We start from the raw sequence: 15,889 nt of genomic DNA, 5'->3' as shown, positions 1-15,889 counted from the left end.
CGCACCACGCCGTGCGCGGCGGGGATTGGACCCCGCTCGATCGCCTCCACCAAAGCTGCGCGATGCGTCGCGTTCAGGAGTGCCGGCTTGCCCGGCGCCTTCCGGTCGATCAATCCCTCGGGTCCGGTCGCGTTGAACTTCACCACCCAGTCCCGCACGATCTGCAACGTGACACCGCCGATCCGCGCAGCCTCGGTCCGGCTCGAGCCTTCATAGATCGCTGCCAGCGCCAACAGACGCCGAGCCTGCCCGCCATCCTTCGATCTGCGCGCCGCAGCCCTTACCGCAGAAAAGTCGAAGTCGGTGCGAAGTGCGATAGGCATGGCAAACTCCAGTCCGTTTGCCATCTTGAATCAAAGCTTACCGCCGCTGGCAAGCCCTTGCGAGTCACGATCATCGAGACTTGGTATTACGGTCGGCGTTGACGAGTGTCTCCCACAGCCGAGGCAGGTCGATACCGAACGTCGCAATGCGGGCCCGTTCCTCGGCGCTGAGCGTGCTTGCCTGTTCGGCCTTCCATCGTTGATAATCCCTCGGACCAGCGGGCCTTCATGAAGGGGATGTAAATGAAGTAGCGCCCGTCATGCTTCGCGATCAACCGCAAAGCCGGTGCCGAGCGACTGGGTGAGTGCCGGGCCGATCGGCCTCCAGTTAACCAGATCGCGCGAATGCCAGATGAGCAGGCCAGGCGACGCGTCGAACGACGAGTGCGTCATATAGTAATCGTCGTCGTCCTTCAGAACCGAAGGATCTGGATAGTCGCCTGACAGGATCGGGTTGAGGTAGCGGCCGTCGCCAAGGTCCGCCTTGCGTTGGCCCTCAATGCCACGTGGCCAGACCGGGACGGGCTGATTGGCCGAGCGTTCCTGCGACGCCGCCAGGGCATCGTCCCGCGATTGTGTAGCAGACGCGGCGGCACTCAGGCCCGGCGCGATCAATGCGCCCATCGCGGCAAGTCGCATTGTCTCGCGTCGTGTTTCCACTTGCCTCTCCATCCCGAACGTCGTTTCGTTGCGCTTATCGTCGTTAGATCGGCTGAGCGACGACCTCGAACATGCTCTTGGTCGCCGCGTGGTTATCGACCGGGGGTCCCTTGCCGATCTGGCCGTCGCAGATCGCGCGCGAGGCATCGACGATATAGCGGCACCGCTCGAACCGGCGCTCGCGGTACGCTGCAAACGCTGCGGTGGGATCCAACGCTTTGCTCAGTTCGTCAGCGATCACGATTGCATCCTCAATCGCCATGCCGGCCCCCTGCCCGAGATGCGGCGTGGTCGCATGCACCGCATCGCCGAACAGCGCGATCCGGCCACGATGCCACGGCCCCTCGAGGAAGAAGGTTTCGAGCGGACGATACACCACGCCCGCGTCATCGGTGATCTGTTCGGCGAGCGCGCGGATTTGCGGTGCCGGCACCGCCGCCAGTTTCTCCCGCATCGTTTTCGCGAGCTTGTCTGCGGGATACCAAGGATTCTCCGGCTCGGGCGTCGTCACGAACATGTACATTAGCTTCGGCGACATCGGCACCAGGCCGATCCCGTTGGGACCATTGAACACCCACAATCCGTCCTGATCGGCCGGGCGCGGCAGATTGTACCGCCACACGCTCTGGCCGGTGAATTCGGGCGCCGGAGCCTCGGGGAACAACACTTTGCGCGTTTCCGAATAGATGCCGTCGGCGGCGATCACCGCATCATACCGCTTGGTACTGCCGTCCGAGAAGGCGACATCCACGCCGGCACCGTCGTCGTCGAGCTGGGTCACGGTCACGCCGAGGCGGATGTCGGTGCCCGATCCGCAGACGCGATCCGCCAATACCTTCTGCAAGGCACGCCGCCCGATCCCCATATTGGCGGGCCTGCCCTCGACCAGTTTGGGGCTGGGCACCACCGCGACGCGCTGGCCGGTCGGGATGTAGATTTCGACAGTGTCGAAGCCCTGCCCCGCCGCGATATATTCGTCGAGCAGATCAAGCTCCGCCATCGCCCGCACGACGTTCGACTGCTGGATGATGCCGACCCCATAAACGCTCCAGTCCGGATCACGCTCTATGAGATCGACCGCGAAGCCCTTGCGGCGCAATGCAATCGCTGCGGTTAGGCCGCCGATGCCGCCGCCGACGACGAGTATGTGAGAACCGTCCAAGATCCGCTCCGCCCTGTAAACCTATGTCTTGGCACGGAGTTTAGGCATCGGCAGGAATAAGGAAAATGTTCTGTTTGGATCGGTATCGATCCGCTTTTGTTATGAGCGCTCGGCCTCGCGCAGCAGCAGCGCCTTGAGCCAGTTCAGGCCCTCGTCGGTCTGGCGGGTCGCATGATATTGCATCATCTCGCGCATCGCCGGAAAGGGGAACGGCAGTGGCTGAAAGCGCAGGGGATGAATCATGCACATCCGTCGCGCCAGACGCTCCTGCATCAACGCAAGCCGCTGCGTGCCTAACAGCAGCAGCGGGATCGTCAGGAATGAATGGGTCTCGACCTCGATGTTGCGGCGATGGCTGGTGATGCTCATCTGCCGGTCCGCGAACGCCGCCTGCCGCTGCGTGCCGATCCGAACGCCGACATGGCCGGCGGCGAGAAACTGTTCGAGCGAGAGTTCTGCCTGCAACAAAGGATTCTCGCCCCAGCCGACCACAACATGCGATTCCTCGAACAGCAATTCGGTCGGATGTTCCCCGGTCACATAGTAATCGGGCGAGATCAGCAGATCCGCCTTCCCTTCCGCGATCTCCGCCTCGCCGCGTTCGGATGGCACCGCCAGTTCCAGACGGATGCCGGGCGCCACCCGCGAGATATATTCGATCACCGGCACGATCAGCGCGGCGATAACATAATCCGACGCGATCAGGCGAAAGGTGCGTTGCGCCGTGGCGGGATCGAAATGGCTGCGGTTGGTCAGCATCGACTCGACACCGCCGAGCAGGGCTTGAACCTGCGGAACCAGCCGTTCGGCAAATGCGGTCGGAAACATGCGCTTGCCCTGCATGACCAAAAGCTCATCGCCAAAGAAGTCGCGCAGCCGCGCCAGCGCAGCGCTCATCGCCGGCTGGCTCAGGTTGAGCTTGCGCGCCGCGCCGGACACGCTGCGTTCCTGCATGAGCACGTAGAAGGCGCCGAGAAGGTTGAGGTCGAGACCACGAAATCGCATCGCGCGACGCTACAGCGTGATGTGGCGCGGGGCCAGCACCGCTATCCTGCGCATCGCCCTCGGTCGCGATCTTCCAGGATCAGTTCGGCGCCACGCCAGCCGATCACCATAGCTGGTCCGTTGGTGTTGCCGGCAGGGGGAAGCGGCATCACCGAACAATCGATGACACGAAGCCCGCGCACGCCATGCACGCGCAGCCGCGAATCGACGACGCTGTCCACCGGCTGGCCCATGCGGCAGGTGCCGGTCGCGTGGACGCCCGGGCTGACCAGCCATTCGAGGACTTCGCCGATTTCCGCATCGCTCTCGACGTTTGGCCCCGGCACGACCTCTTCGCCGACGAAGCGCGCGAGCGCGGGTTGGCGCATGTAGCGGCGCACGAGCCGGACCATCTCAACCATGAACGCCTTGTCGGCGGGGTCGCCCCACCAATTGGCATCGACCTCGATACCATCGGCGATATCGGCCGACCGGATAGCGACCGAACCCCGGCTCTTGGGGCGAAGAGCAATCGCGTTGACGGTGATGCCGGGCTTGTCTTCCAGCGCGCCACGACCGGGGTCGGCCTTCATTTCTGCACTCGATCGCAGCGAAAAGGGTCCGACGCCGAACTGGACATCGGGCCAGTCGGCGTGGCTGTGCAAAGACAGCAACGCAGTCACTTCAGGCGAGGTGTAAGCCATCAGTCCGGTGCGGGTCAGATAATATTGCGCGACATGCGCCGCCATGCGCCAACCGGAAAATTGATGATTGACGCCCCGGTCCGAATGCAACCGGTACGAGATCGACAGCATGGCGTGGTCGGCAAGGTTCCTGCCCACGGCGGGCAGCACATGGCGAACCGGCACGCCAGCCGCCGCCAGCACGTCGGCGGGGCCGATCCCCGAAATCTGGAGCAGCTTGGGGCTTTGCAGCGCGCCCGAAGACAAGATCACTTCGCGCTTGGCGGCGATCGTCTGCACACCAGCGGCGCTGCGGATCACCACACCCGTCGCACTGCCATCGACGATCACGATCCGCTCGACCAACGTGTCGGTCATCACCGTCAGATTGGCCCGCTTCATCGCCGGCTTGAGGAACGCCTGATAGCTCGATGCGCGCCGTCCGCGACGCGTGACCGTCGCCTGCGTATAGCCGATGCCGGTCGTGCCCGGCGTGTTGATGTCCGACAGGCGCGGCAAGCCCATCTCGACGCCCGCCTCGACGCTCGCGGCGATCGCGGGTGAGCGGTACGGCAGTTGCGTGACCTGCAACGGGCCTTTGCGGCCCCGGCTTGGATCGGCACCGGGCACGCGGTAGCATTCCATCGCCGCAAAGCACCGCTCGATCTCGGCCCAGCGCCATTCGGGGTTTCCGGCCGCCGCCCAGCCATCATAATCGGCGGGCTCGCCGCGCATATACCAAGTGCCGTTGGTCGAGCTCGATCCGCCGAGGCCGCGACCATAAGGCCACACTTCGCCGATTGGCCGACCGACCTGCTCCTTGATCGGGAAATGCCAGAAATGCGTCGGGTTGCCGAACATCTTCATGAAGGCGCGCGGCATGTTGACGAGTTCGGTTTCGTTACGCCCGCCCGCCTCGATCAGCAGCACGTTGCTCTTGCCATCGACGCTCAGCCGGTCGGCAAGGACGCAGCCCGACGAGCCGGCACCCACGATGATATAGTCGAACTGGCGATCGGTCATGACTGAGTGGCAATCCTGTTGGCGGCACTGCCGCCGGGGAGAATGAACGGCGCAAGCAGGCCAAAGATCACAGTGACGGCACCCAGCAATGTCATCGCCGGGATCAGTCCGCCGACCGAGCCCGCGACAAGATCGACCGCCGGGCTGCACAGGAACGTGCCGCTGAAGAATGCGGTCGCCCAGATGCCCATGCCACGCCCGCGCTGCTCGATCGGGAGCATCGCCTGCCCCCATGCGAGCAACGCAGGGATCACCATACCGCCGCCGAGTTGCTGGATCGTGGCGCCGACCGCGACGGCGGACCAGTTCGAGCCGAGTCCGATCACGATCTGCCCTGCCCCGATCAGCAGCGCAGCAAGCCCGAGCAGCCGACCGATCGGTTGCGCGTGAAGGCGGCGGTAGACGAACGCGCCGGCGATATAGGCGAGGCTCGTCCCCGCCTGGATCAGGCCGATCCGGGTGGTCGAACCCGCCCCGCGCAGGTCGAGCACGCGCGCGATGTTGAGCGGCTCGACATAATACAGCACCGAGGTCGCGAGCGTCACCGAGCCGATGATCGCCGCCGCGCGCCACGGGAAACCAAGGCGTGGCGCGTCTCGAACCGGCGCCGCGCCGCTCTTCAGCGGTTCGTCGATGAACAGCCACGCCATGATGAGGCCAGGAATTGCCGCCGTGTAAATCACGAACGGCCCGCGCCAACTGATGTCGGCAAGCGCACCGCCGACCGCGATCAGCCCCGTGCCCGCGATCGACGTGGCGACCCCGACCCATGCCACCCAGCGGTAGCGGCGCTCGCCGAAATAATCGCCGATCAGCGCGCTCGACAGCGTGATCGCGAACGCGTCTGCGATGCCCAGAACCGCGCGACTTGCCATGATGACGACGAGGTCGCTCGCGAACAGCGGCACGATACCGGCGGCGACGTACAGTGCCATCCCGGCGATGAAGCTGCGGCGCCGGCCATAACGGTCGGCGAGGATGCCCGCGAGCGGCGCGAACAGCGCGGCGCACAGCGACGGGATCGTCACGATCGCCGGGATCAGGAATCCCGCGCCGGGAAGATGCCCGAACTGCGCGAACAGCTTGGGTATCGCAGGGAACAGCGACACGATCGCCATGACCGGCAGGATTTGCGCATAGATGAGCGTGATGCCCTTGGCAGTCGTACCGCGCCCCGCCGTATCCGCACGTGCCACTATGAAAGCCCCATCAGGCGCACGTTGAGCGCGCGGTCGCTGCCGCCGGCGGCGAAATCGTCGAAGGCGTGGTCGGTCACGCGGATGATATGTTTCGCGATGAACGGCGCGCCCTCGGCCGCGCCCTGTTCGGGATGCTTGAGCGCGCATTCCCATTCGAGCACCGCCCAGCCGGCAAAGTCATATTGCGCCATCTTCGAGAAGATCTGCGCGAAATCGACCTGTCCGTCGCCAAGCGAGCGGAAGCGGCCGGGCCGATCGACCCAGCGCTGATAGCCGCCGTACACGCCCGAGCGCCCGTTCGGGCGGAACTCGGCGTCCTTGACGTGGAAGCACTTCACGCGCTCGTGATAGATGTCGAGGAAAGCAAGATAGTCGAGCTGTTGCAGCACGAAATGCGACGGATCGTAGAGAATGTTGGCGCGGGGATGGTTGCCGACCCGCTCCAGGAACATCTCGAACGTGACGCCGTCGTGCAGATCCTCGCCGGGGTGGATTTCATAGCCGATGTCGACGCCGTTCTCGTCGAAGACGTCGAGGATCGGTTTCCAGCGCCGCGCGAGTTCGTCGAACGCATCCTCGACCAGACCGGCGGGGCGCTGCGGCCACGGATAGACATAGGGCCACGCCAGCGCGCCCGAGAAACTCGCGTGGGTGGTGAGGCCGAGCCGCCGGCTGGCGCGCGCGGCGAGATGCATCTGCTCGACCGCCCATTGTTGCCGCGCTGCCGGGTTGCCGCGAACATGCTCGGCGGCGAAACCATCGAACTGCGCGTCATAGGCCGGATGCACCGCGACGAGCTGGCCTTGCAGATGTGTCGATAGCTCGGTCAGCGTCAGGCCCTTGCCGGCGAGCAGACCGAGCACTTCGTCGCAATAGTCCTGACTGTCGGCTGCCTCGGCGAGATCGAACAGCCGCGCGTCCCAGCTCGGGATCTGCACGCCCTTGTAGCCGAGGCCAGCCGCCCAGGTCGTGATGCTGTCCAGCGTGTTGAACGGCGCGGCTTCGCCCGCGAACTGCGCAAGAAAAATGGCGGGGCCTTTGATCGTCTTCATGATCCGCTTCCTGATTGTCCGAAATCGATCCAGCCCGCCTCGTCGCGGCTTGCCCGCACCGCCGCATCGATCAGCATCATGCCGCGCACGCCCGCCTCGATGCCGGGCAGGAGCAGCGCTTTCTCGCCCCGCACCAGGCCGGCGAAATCTCGGTAGAGGTTGGCGAACGCTTCGAGATAGCCTTCGGGATGGCCCCCCGGCGTGCGGCTGGCGGCAACGGCATCGGCGCCGAGGCTCGCGTCGCCGGCCTGGATCAGTTCGGTGCCACCGTCGGCGCGATACAGCCACAGCCGGTTCGGCTGCTCCTGCTGCCAGTCCAGCCCGCCATGTTCGCCATAGACGCGCAGACGCAAGCCATTGCGCTCACCGACCGAGATCTGGCTGGCGAGCAGCACGCCGCGCGCGCCATTCTCGAAGCGCAGCAGCAATTGGCAATCGTCGTCGAGCACCCGGCCCGGCACGACAGCGGCAAGATCCGCCAACAGGCGCGTGACCTTCAGCCCGGCAACGAACTCGGCGAGATGGAACGCATGAACGCCGATGTCGGCGATGCAGCCGCCGCTGCCGGCCATCGCCGGATCGATCCGCCACGCGGCCTGTTTGCCTTCGGCCTTACCGGCGAGCCAGCCTTGCGGATATTCGACCACTACCTTGCGAATGGCGCCAAGCGCTCCCGCCGCGACACGCGCGCGTGCCTCGCGTACCAGCGGATAGCCCGAATAGGTGTAGGTCACGCCGAACGGCAGCCCGGCAGCGCGCACCAGGCGTTCGAGATCACGCGCTTCGTCGAGCGTCGCGGTGAGCGGTTTGTCGCACATAACCGCGACCCCCGCCTCCAGCGCGGCGCGTGCGGCGCCGAGGTGGTGGTGGTTGGGACTGGCGATAGCGACCATCTCGATGCCGTCTTCGCGTCCCCGCTCGGCCGTCAGCATCGCCGCAAGCGATGGATACGCACGCTCGGGCTCGATCGCATAGGCCGCGCCGCCGGCGATCGAGCGCTTGGCATCGCTCGAGAACGCGCCGGCGACCAGCACGATCTCGCGATCGAGTTCGGCGGCGATGCGGTGGATCGGACCGATCAAAGCCCCCGGCCCACCGCCGACCATCCCCATGCGGACCCGTCGCTTCACCATCGTCATTTGCGCGCTTTCAAGGAGAGGCTCCAACCGACCGGATACAGCGGGTCGGCACTGTCGTTGGCGAGATCGGGGCGTTGCGCCGATACCGCAGCCGACGATCGCGGCAGTTCGACCGGCAGCCGTCCGCGCGGTGTAGCGCGACCGCGCACGACATCGATCAGCGCCGCATCGCTCGTCCCGAACAGGCCGAGCATGGCATCGGCTTTGTCGCGCACGTTGGTGAGGATCGCCGGCCGATCGAGATCGATCGCGACGATGACCGGCACACGCCCGCTGGCCTGCTTCAGCGCGTCATAGCCGGCGTCGCTATCGCGGAAATCGAGCCGCCCTTCGCGTTGCATCGCGCCGAAGAAATTGAACGGGTGGAGCGGCTCGGCAGGCGCGGCGAAGCGCACCAGTGCCACGTCCGCCGCCGCCGGATCGGCCACCACGTCGAACCCAGCCGATCGCGCCGCAGCCGGGTCGACCCCGTAAAGCCAAATCCTGTGTCGGGCAGATGCGAGCGGCAACACAGCATTCCGGTTCTGAAGCACCACCACCGCAGCGCGCTGCGCCGCGTCGGCGGCAGCGACCGAGGCCGGCGCCCCGACGATACGCGAGGCGGCGGCGGCATCTACATAGGGATCGTCGAACAAGCCGAGCCGGAACTTGACCAGCAACACCTGACGCACAGCATCGTCCAGCCGGGCGGAGCTGATCCGGCCCGCGTGAACCGCCGCCAGCAGCGGCGCGGGATCGTTCAGGCCACCGAACTGATCGATACCGGCATTCACCGCTTTAACGACGCGACCCTCAACCGACAGCGTCTCGACGCCCCACGGCATTCCGATCGCTCTCGGCGTTTGCGGGTTGGCTGCGGTCGGTGTGGCACAGGCCGCCGGGCAATCGTTGACGATACCCCAGTCGGACACGACCAGCCCGTCATACCTTAGGGTGTCGCGGAGCAGATCGTGCAACATCTGGTGACTGAACCCCGTGCCGACCGGCTCCAACGGAACACCCGCGAGCGTCACGCCACGCACGATCGCATAGGTCGGCATGACTCCGGCACTGTGCGCACGGAGGGCACCCTGAAACGCCGCGAGATGGTCGGCGAAGCTGCGGTCGGTGAGCGTGACCTGCTTGCCATAAGCATTGTGCGCATCGAACCCGTCGGGCTCCGCGCCATAGCCGGCAAAATGCTTGACGATCGTGGCGACGCCGTCTCGCGCCAAACCGGCGACGCTACCCTGGAAGCCTTCCACATACGCACCGGCCAGCCGCGACACGCGGGCGGGGTCGGCACCGAACGTCGCCAGCCCGCGCGGCCAGCGTGGCTCGGTGGCGAGATCGGCTTGCGGGGACAGCGCCATGTGCAATCCGACCGCGCGATATTCGCGCGCGGTGATCCGCCCGAAGCGACGCACCAGGTCCGCATTGTCGAGCGCCGCCATACCCAGCGGCTCGGGCCATTGCGTGAAACCCGAGGCGGCGACGCTGGCGCCACCGACCACGGCAAAATGGTTGCGCGGATCCGTGCTGATCGTGATGGGGATGCCGAGCCGCGTGCCCTCGGCAATCCGCTGCACGGCGTTGTTTTGCGCAGCGAACGCTGCCGGCGGCATCGCCAGCCGGCTGATCATGCTGGTGATTGCGCGCGTTCGCACCAGCGTCGTCACCGCGGCGAGATCATAGCCCTTGCCGGACGCGCCGAACGGATTGTCGATCGCCGGCAAGGTGCCGTGCAGCAACGTGCCGACCTTTTCCTCAACCGTCATCCGCGTCATCAGATCGGCGACACGGGCGGCCTCGCCAAGGCGGCGGTCTTCGTAGGGATCGAGCCGGCCGTTGTGGTTCAGGTCGCGGAACGCCGGCGTGGTGGCGGCGGCGCTGGACAGCAGCCCCGCCAACACCACACCCACGATCCTGATCCCGCGCCGCTTCACAGTGCGACGGTCTTCTCGTCATTGTTGAAGGCCGGGAACGGCAGGTACGAAACCCGCAGCTTTTGGCGGAGCGCGAGTTTATGCTCGCCCGCCGGAAAGCCGCCCGGATGCGCGACGAGGATCGTTGCTTCGGTGCCGAACGCCCAGCGGCGATCAAACGCGGTTTCCATCTGATCGAGCGTCAGCGGGCCATTGCCTTCGTCGAACCGCACCGCCTCGCGCGCGAGCGCCGTACCACCGACCGAAACGGTCAGTTCCTCGATCATCGACAGGCCCAGCCCGCGATAATAGCCGAGCTTGGCGGTGAAGGCGAAGCCGTCGGGAGCGTCTTGCGGGCCGGTGTTGTGGACGCTCGCGGCGTTGATGAGATATTTGTCGAACATCACGCCGTCTCCCGACCGGTTTCACCAAGCAGCCGCTCGAACATGACGTGCTGGCGCCTTACCTGTTCGCGGCTGTCGACCGCCTCGACATCCTGCACCCAGCGGTTGCCCTCATATTCGCTTGACAGATACCCGTCCCAACCGCCGGCGATCAACTCCGGGATGACCTCGTCATACGCCAGCGACGGATCGCGCGCGTCAGGCGTCATCTCGTAGAATTTCGCCTGAATGTGCCGGAAATACGGAATGTAATCACGGATGCGCTTGGGGTTCGAATAAGGCGAATGGCGCAGCGTCTCGGCCATGCGCACCTCGGTCGGGTTGCCCTTCAGCTTCACCGCGACCTCGTAGATCGTGTATTCGGCCATGATTTTGGCCTCGTGCTGATCGACGATGAATTGCGCGATCTCGGGGCAAGCGCCCTCGCGTTCGAACCGCGCACGCCATACCGGCGGATAATGTTTCATGAAGATGCCCATGTCGGGCAGCAGGCCGAGATGCCTGGTGCCGAGCCGATCAGCCTCTTCGACGGTGCGCAAAATCCAAGCATGCTCTATATGCCACGGCGCATGAACCTCCACGCCCATATGGACGTCGAGTTCCTCGGCGTAAGGCACGCAGCGTGCGAGGATATCGGGCCGCACGAACACCAGCACGCGCATGTTGCGGATGCCGAGCCGGTTGCACAACACGAGGTCGCGACGGATCGATTCGACTTGCTCGTCGTCGCTCATCACGTGATCGCGACGGAGCTTGGTGTCGAGGAACATGTCGTAGCAGGTCAGCTCGCAGCCGTGGCGCGCCACCATCTCCTGCCACGCACCGACCTCAGCATCGGAGACGTTCGGGAAGGTGGCTATGTTCTGCTCGGGCAGGATTTCGATCCCGTTCGCGCCGATCGAGGCGGCGAAGGCGACGCAATCCTCGACGGTCATCTGGCCCAGGAACAGCTCTTCCTGAAACGAATACAGGCTGACGCCGCGTTTGACGGTGCCCGCCATCACCAGCGACGCCCACCGCTGGAGCAAGAAGCCTCAGTCATCGATCTCTCCTCATCCGTTCGTCCGCATTCGCGGGCGCTAGGTTCGAATGGCATGTCTAGAGCCATTCCAAAAATCGCTTATTCTGATTCCATATCATCCAAACCGTGGATAATCGGGTGTTCAACTGCGATTACGCGCTACGATCTGGGCGATCACGGCGGCGCTAGGCTTGGCGGTGCGGCGGAAGCTTTGCCGGTCCACCGCGAACAACCCGAACCTGGCATCGTCATTGCCGCCCCATTCGTAATTGTCGAGCAGCGACCAGTGGATGTAGCCCAGCACCGGCACACCGTCGTCGACCGCCGCCTTGAGATGCCCGATCGCCGCCGGTATCAATGCGGCGCGGAGCCGGTCGTTGGTCGTGCCGACACCATGATCGGTGACGAGAACCGGCACCTTGGCGGTCCCGGGCACATAGCGGACCGCGTTGGCGAGCGACGCAGGGTAGATCTCGGCACCCGATATATTGGTCGGCACGCCGGGCGGGGTCGGCAACCTGCCGTGAGCGTCCCATACGACGCGCTCGTAATTCGGCACACCGACATAATTGTCGCGCGCGGCGGCGCGCAGCCACGGGCCGTAGAAAGTCTCGCGCCGCGCATCGCGAACGCTGCCCGTTACCACCGCCTGATCGTCAACCACCGCCAGCGTCACGCCGACGGGCAGGTGTTGGGAAAGCCGCTTTGACCGCCTGTTTGCCGAGTCGTGCGCGGCAAGCAGATTGCGCTGCACCGCCACCGCATATTCGGGCAACACGATGTTTCCAACGGTAAAATGGCCGCCGCCGCTCGCCGTCGCGCACGCAGCGAGGCTAGCGCGGAGCGCCGCCCAAAATTGCGGCGGCAGCACCGCCTGAAGCAGTTGCGCGTTGTTCGGCTCGTTGAAGGTGGCGAGGTAACGAATGCCGTCACCGAGATGCCGGATCGCCCGGTCGCAATAACGCGCGAACAGCGCGGGTGCGCCATCGTCGGTCCACCCGCCCCGCGCCGCGAACCAGCGTGGCGTGGTGAAATGGCACAAGGTTACCACCGGCGCGATGCCGCGCGCCGTGCACGCCGCGATGATCGCCTTTTAATGATCGAGCATCGCGATCGAAAACTGCCCCGGCTCGGGTTCGATGCGAGGCCATTCGATCGAGAACCGATAGGCGGTGAGGCCGAGGCTGGCGACCAGATCGAGATCGGTTCGCCACAGCTCGAAACTGTTGCACGCGTCGCCCGATGGCGACACCGGCAGCTTCGGGGGTCACCGTCTCGTGCAGCCACTGATCGGCGTTGACGTTATTGCCCTCGACCTGATGCCCAGCGGTCGCCGCGCCCCATAGAAAGCCTTTCGGGAAGCGCGCAGGCACCCGGGCAGCGCCGGCAGCGGATGCCACCACCGCGACCGCCGCGGATCCTGTCAACACACACCGCCTGCCGATCATCTGCGACACGCGATTAGAAGGAGAAGCCAAACCGCACGCCCGCAGACCGCACGGAATCGAGGCCGATACGCTGCGTGTAGCTTAGGAAGCCGGCGTTGCTATCGCCCGATTCGATGCCCGTCGTCAGCGCATAGACTTTGTTCGTGCAATTCTTGCAGAACACCGCCGCCGACACCTGTCCGAGCTTGAAGCCCAGGCTCGCGTTGAGGATGTCGATCGCATCGATCGCCGACCCCGGCGCGGCATTGACGAGCGATTCGACCCGGCTGCGATGATAATAGCTGCCGTCGAGCACCAGCGATGCCTTGTCGGACAACGGCACTTCATACGATGCGCCGACCGTCGAGGTGAACTTCGGCGCGAAGGACAGCCGGTTGCCCGAAGCATCGAACGTGCCGTTCACTGCGCAACTCGGCGTCGTCTGGCCAGTATAGCATTGTGCGCCGATGAAGCTGTCATAGGTCGCATCGACGAATGCTAGATTTGCGTTAATCGAGAAATGCCGGACCGGCCGCAGGATCGCATTGACTTCCACGCCCTGGCTGGTCGCCTGCCCGGCATTGCCGATCACAAAGGCGCGCAAATTGGTGTCGAGCGTCTGCGCCTGCAAATTCTTGAACGTGGTGCGGAACACCGACGCGTTTAGCGTCAGCATCCGGTCGAAAAAGGTCGATTTGATGCCAGCTTCGATCGTGTCGGCGCGTTCGGGCATCACGCGGAGCATGGCAGCCAAAGATGCGCCGGTATCGTTCATGCCTGGCCCCTTCCAGCCGCGGCCATAGGTCGCATAGACCATGATGTCGCGGTTGAAGCTATATTGCGCGCCGCCCCGGAAGCTTACCGTCGTCGCAGCATAGCTCTGGTTGAAGGTGGCATTGGGAACACCGAGCACCACGAAATACGCGCCACGGTTCTGCGCAAGATCGATCGAAACGCGGTCACGAGTGACCCGCGCGCCGGCGATCAGCTTGAGGCGATCGACCACTTCCCACGTAAACTGGCCGAACCCGGCATAGCTTTCGTTGTTGAGCCGGTAATCCTTGTCGTTGCCGAGGAAGTTGCTGTTGCTGACCGAGCATCCTGGAGGCGATGGCTGCGACACAGTGGCGCCGACGCAGAACGGGAAGCTCGGGAGCAGGAACGACGGGAACAGATTGTTACCAGAAACCTGGCTATGCTGATCGAGCGCCGAACGGAAATAATAGAAACCAACCTGCCCGGTCAGCCGGTTGCCGGCCGGCAAGGCGAGCCGCAGTTCGTTACTATACTGATCATAGTGCGCGCGCTGGCTGTTGATGTTCGCGCCGTTGAACTGGAGATCATCAGCGTCGATCTGCTGGTTGAGCGAGTATGTCTTCCATGCGAACACGTCGCTTAGCGTCCAGCCGTTGCCGAACTGATACGAGACGTTCGCCTGCGCGCCACCGGTTATCAGATCGCGCCAGGCCGGAGCATCGCTCGCCAGCACGAGATTCTCGGGGCTTGGCGTTATCCCCGCCGCAGCAAGCGGGCCGGCATTGACGCCGCCGGCTGCCGCGGAACGATAACTGCCATCAAAGATCGTCCCCACACCATGCTGTTCGAAATACTCGCCGATCAGATAAATCGAGAGCGCGTCACTCGGTTCATATAGATACTTAGCGCGGCCGCCATATTGCTGGTAGTTCGGCTCGAACCGGCCATAAGCGTTCTGGCGGATATTCTGAACGAGCGCATCGTCATAGCGGTAGATGCCGCTTACGCGCAGCGCGGAATTCTCACCGACCGGAATGTTGAGTGTCGTCCGCGACAGCACACCATTGCCATTCGATCCCGGCCGGTCGCGCGTCACCGCCTCCATGTCGAAGGTGGCGCCGTAATGCCGCAATTCGGGCCGCGTCGTGGTGATGTTGACGAGGCCCGCCGAGGCGTTCTTGCCGAACAGCAAGCCTTGCGGTCCGTTCAGCACCTCGACTTGCCCGACGTCGAGGAAAGGGTTTCCGTTGAGCACGATCGAGCCGAGCGTGACCTCGTCGATCGCGGTCGCGACGCTGGACTCGATCGTGTTGGCGAAAGTCTGCGTGCCGATGCCACGGATTGCGTAATTATTGTCCTGCTGGACCTGTAAGCTCGGCGCGATGATCGAGAGCTGGCGCTGATCGTTGACACCGGCCGCGCGAAGTTCGTTCGCCGAAACCGCCTGAACGCTTACCGGCACGTCCTGAAGGCGTTCCGAACGACGTTGCGCGGTCACCACGATATCGGCGACGGCCGTGCCCTCACCCGCGGCTGGCGCATCCTGTATTGTGGCAGTTGTCGAGGCTTGGGCCAGCGCGGGGGCCGCTGACAGCATCGTCATCGCCGCCGCCGTCGACAACAAGAGCGCGTGCTTCATCAATTCTCCTAACGCGAATGGCTGTTTGATTGGTTCGGATGGTTTGGGTGCCGTCCCACATGACGCTTAGCGCCACCGCAGAACGGCGGTGGCCGCAGCTAAGAATGGACAGGGCTGAAAGGATCTTACGTTATATGAAGCTGCGGCCATGCCATGACGCTTGTCGGGAACCACCGGAGATACCTTGTGAAAAGATCCGCTGTGATCTGCAGGGCCGTGATGCTTCACGAGCCTCTCGAATGTAGCAAAGCTGCATGTCCTGCCCAACGTCCCCTCCATCGGCTCTTTTCGCGCGCTGTATGAAGGGACCTTAACCCTCGGATTAGATATAAGAAGTTTATTGTTTGGATGAGACCCTATCGTTTATGTAAATACGTTAGTGGTTACCTAGAGCATAAATCGATCTGATTGAATCGTGGGCGATTCCCAAATCGGTTGCGATCTGATTCAGTACGGCCTTCGAGCAAGGAGGTTGATACATGCCCAGGGCGCTGTCGGTTGATCTACGCAAGC

At 64.2% G+C, this 15,889-nt stretch carries 13 protein-coding genes and 1 pseudogene; all 14 read right to left on the bottom strand.

The annotated features are described in order from the left end of the window. On the bottom strand, positions 1-323 hold a 323-nt coding region (locus EWE75_RS26365), incomplete at its 3' end, for a helix-turn-helix domain-containing protein (protein ID WP_165388493.1). Positions 324-581: 258 nt separating this feature from the next. Then, on the bottom strand, positions 582-962 hold the full coding sequence (locus EWE75_RS22280; protein WP_231708514.1) for a family 43 glycosylhydrolase: 381 nt from the start codon (positions 960-962) through the stop codon (positions 582-584). A gap of 64 nt (positions 963-1,026) precedes the next feature. Then, on the bottom strand, positions 1,027-2,145 hold the full coding sequence (locus tag EWE75_RS22275) for an FAD-dependent oxidoreductase (protein ID WP_130160274.1): 1,119 nt from the start codon (positions 2,143-2,145) through the stop codon (positions 1,027-1,029). 99 nt (positions 2,146-2,244) lie between these two features. After that, a complete protein-coding gene (locus tag EWE75_RS22270) occupies positions 2,245-3,150 on the bottom strand; it encodes a LysR family transcriptional regulator (protein ID WP_130160273.1) in 906 nt (301 codons plus the stop codon). A 41-nt stretch (positions 3,151-3,191) separates the two neighbouring features. Beyond that, positions 3,192-4,835, bottom strand: a complete 1,644-nt coding sequence (locus tag EWE75_RS22265) for a GMC family oxidoreductase (RefSeq protein ID WP_130160272.1) — start codon at positions 4,833-4,835, stop codon at positions 3,192-3,194. Further along, positions 4,832-6,031, bottom strand: coding sequence for an MFS transporter (locus EWE75_RS22260; RefSeq protein ID WP_130160271.1), 1,200 nt, complete (start codon positions 6,029-6,031; stop codon positions 4,832-4,834). Before EWE75_RS22260 ends, EWE75_RS22265 begins: the two co-directional genes overlap by 4 nt. Beyond that, complete coding sequence (locus tag EWE75_RS22255) at positions 6,031-7,086, bottom strand: sugar phosphate isomerase/epimerase family protein (RefSeq protein WP_130160270.1); 1,056 nt, start codon at positions 7,084-7,086, stop codon at positions 6,031-6,033. Before EWE75_RS22255 ends, EWE75_RS22260 begins: the two co-directional genes overlap by 1 nt. Then, positions 7,083-8,219 carry a Gfo/Idh/MocA family protein gene (locus EWE75_RS22250; protein WP_427915812.1) on the bottom strand — a complete coding sequence of 379 codons (1,137 nt, stop codon included), beginning with the start codon at positions 8,217-8,219 and terminating at the stop codon, positions 7,083-7,085. The genes EWE75_RS22255 and EWE75_RS22250 overlap by 4 nt, the downstream gene beginning before the upstream one ends. A gap of 2 nt (positions 8,220-8,221) precedes the next feature. Beyond that, positions 8,222-10,126, bottom strand: coding sequence for a glycoside hydrolase family 3 protein (locus EWE75_RS22245; protein ID WP_231708512.1), 1,905 nt, complete (start codon positions 10,124-10,126; stop codon positions 8,222-8,224). A 20-nt stretch (positions 10,127-10,146) separates the two neighbouring features. Then, a complete protein-coding gene (locus EWE75_RS22240; protein WP_130160268.1) occupies positions 10,147-10,533 on the bottom strand; it encodes a C-glycoside deglycosidase beta subunit domain-containing protein in 387 nt (128 codons plus the stop codon). After that, on the bottom strand, positions 10,533-11,561 hold the full coding sequence (locus EWE75_RS22235) for a sugar phosphate isomerase/epimerase family protein (protein WP_231708511.1): 1,029 nt from the start codon (positions 11,559-11,561) through the stop codon (positions 10,533-10,535). Before EWE75_RS22235 ends, EWE75_RS22240 begins: the two co-directional genes overlap by 1 nt. Positions 11,562-11,696: 135 nt before the next feature. Continuing rightward, positions 11,697-11,990 (bottom strand): family 1 glycosylhydrolase, encoded by a 294-nt coding sequence (locus EWE75_RS25750; RefSeq protein WP_486669384.1) that lies wholly within the window; start codon positions 11,988-11,990, stop codon positions 11,697-11,699. 462 nt (positions 11,991-12,452) lie between these two features. Beyond that, positions 12,453-12,806: pseudogene (locus EWE75_RS25745) on the bottom strand (family 1 glycosylhydrolase); the annotation flags it as partial. 209 nt (positions 12,807-13,015) lie between these two features. Continuing rightward, a complete protein-coding gene (locus EWE75_RS22225) occupies positions 13,016-15,376 on the bottom strand; it encodes a TonB-dependent receptor (protein WP_231708510.1) in 2,361 nt (786 codons plus the stop codon). Positions 15,377-15,889 lie beyond the last annotated feature (513 nt).

The organism is Sphingomonas populi, from assembly GCF_004208535.1.
Taxonomy (GTDB): Bacteria; Pseudomonadota; Alphaproteobacteria; order Sphingomonadales; family Sphingomonadaceae; genus Sphingomonas; species Sphingomonas populi.
Note: the sequence above shows the minus strand (reverse complement) of the source record. Positions and strands in the feature narration are given on the sequence as shown.

Coding starts and splice junctions, on each gene's coding strand:
- EWE75_RS22280 (WP_231708514.1), bottom strand. CDS start 962: ATGCGACTTGCCGCGATGGGCGCATTGATCGCGCCGGGCCTGAGTGCC.
- EWE75_RS22270 (WP_130160273.1), bottom strand. CDS start 3,150: ATGCGATTTCGTGGTCTCGACCTCAACCTTCTCGGCGCCTTCTACGTG.
- EWE75_RS22265 (WP_130160272.1), bottom strand. CDS start 4,835: ATGACCGATCGCCAGTTCGACTATATCATCGTGGGTGCCGGCTCGTCG.
- EWE75_RS22255 (WP_130160270.1), bottom strand. CDS start 7,086: ATGAAGACGATCAAAGGCCCCGCCATTTTTCTTGCGCAGTTCGCGGGC.
- EWE75_RS22250 (WP_427915812.1), bottom strand. CDS start 8,219: ATGGTGAAGCGACGGGTCCGCATGGGGATGGTCGGCGGTGGGCCGGGG.
- EWE75_RS22240 (WP_130160268.1), bottom strand. CDS start 10,533: ATGTTCGACAAATATCTCATCAACGCCGCGAGCGTCCACAACACCGGC.
- EWE75_RS22225 (WP_231708510.1), bottom strand. CDS start 15,376: ATGAAGCACGCGCTCTTGTTGTCGACGGCGGCGGCGATGACGATGCTG.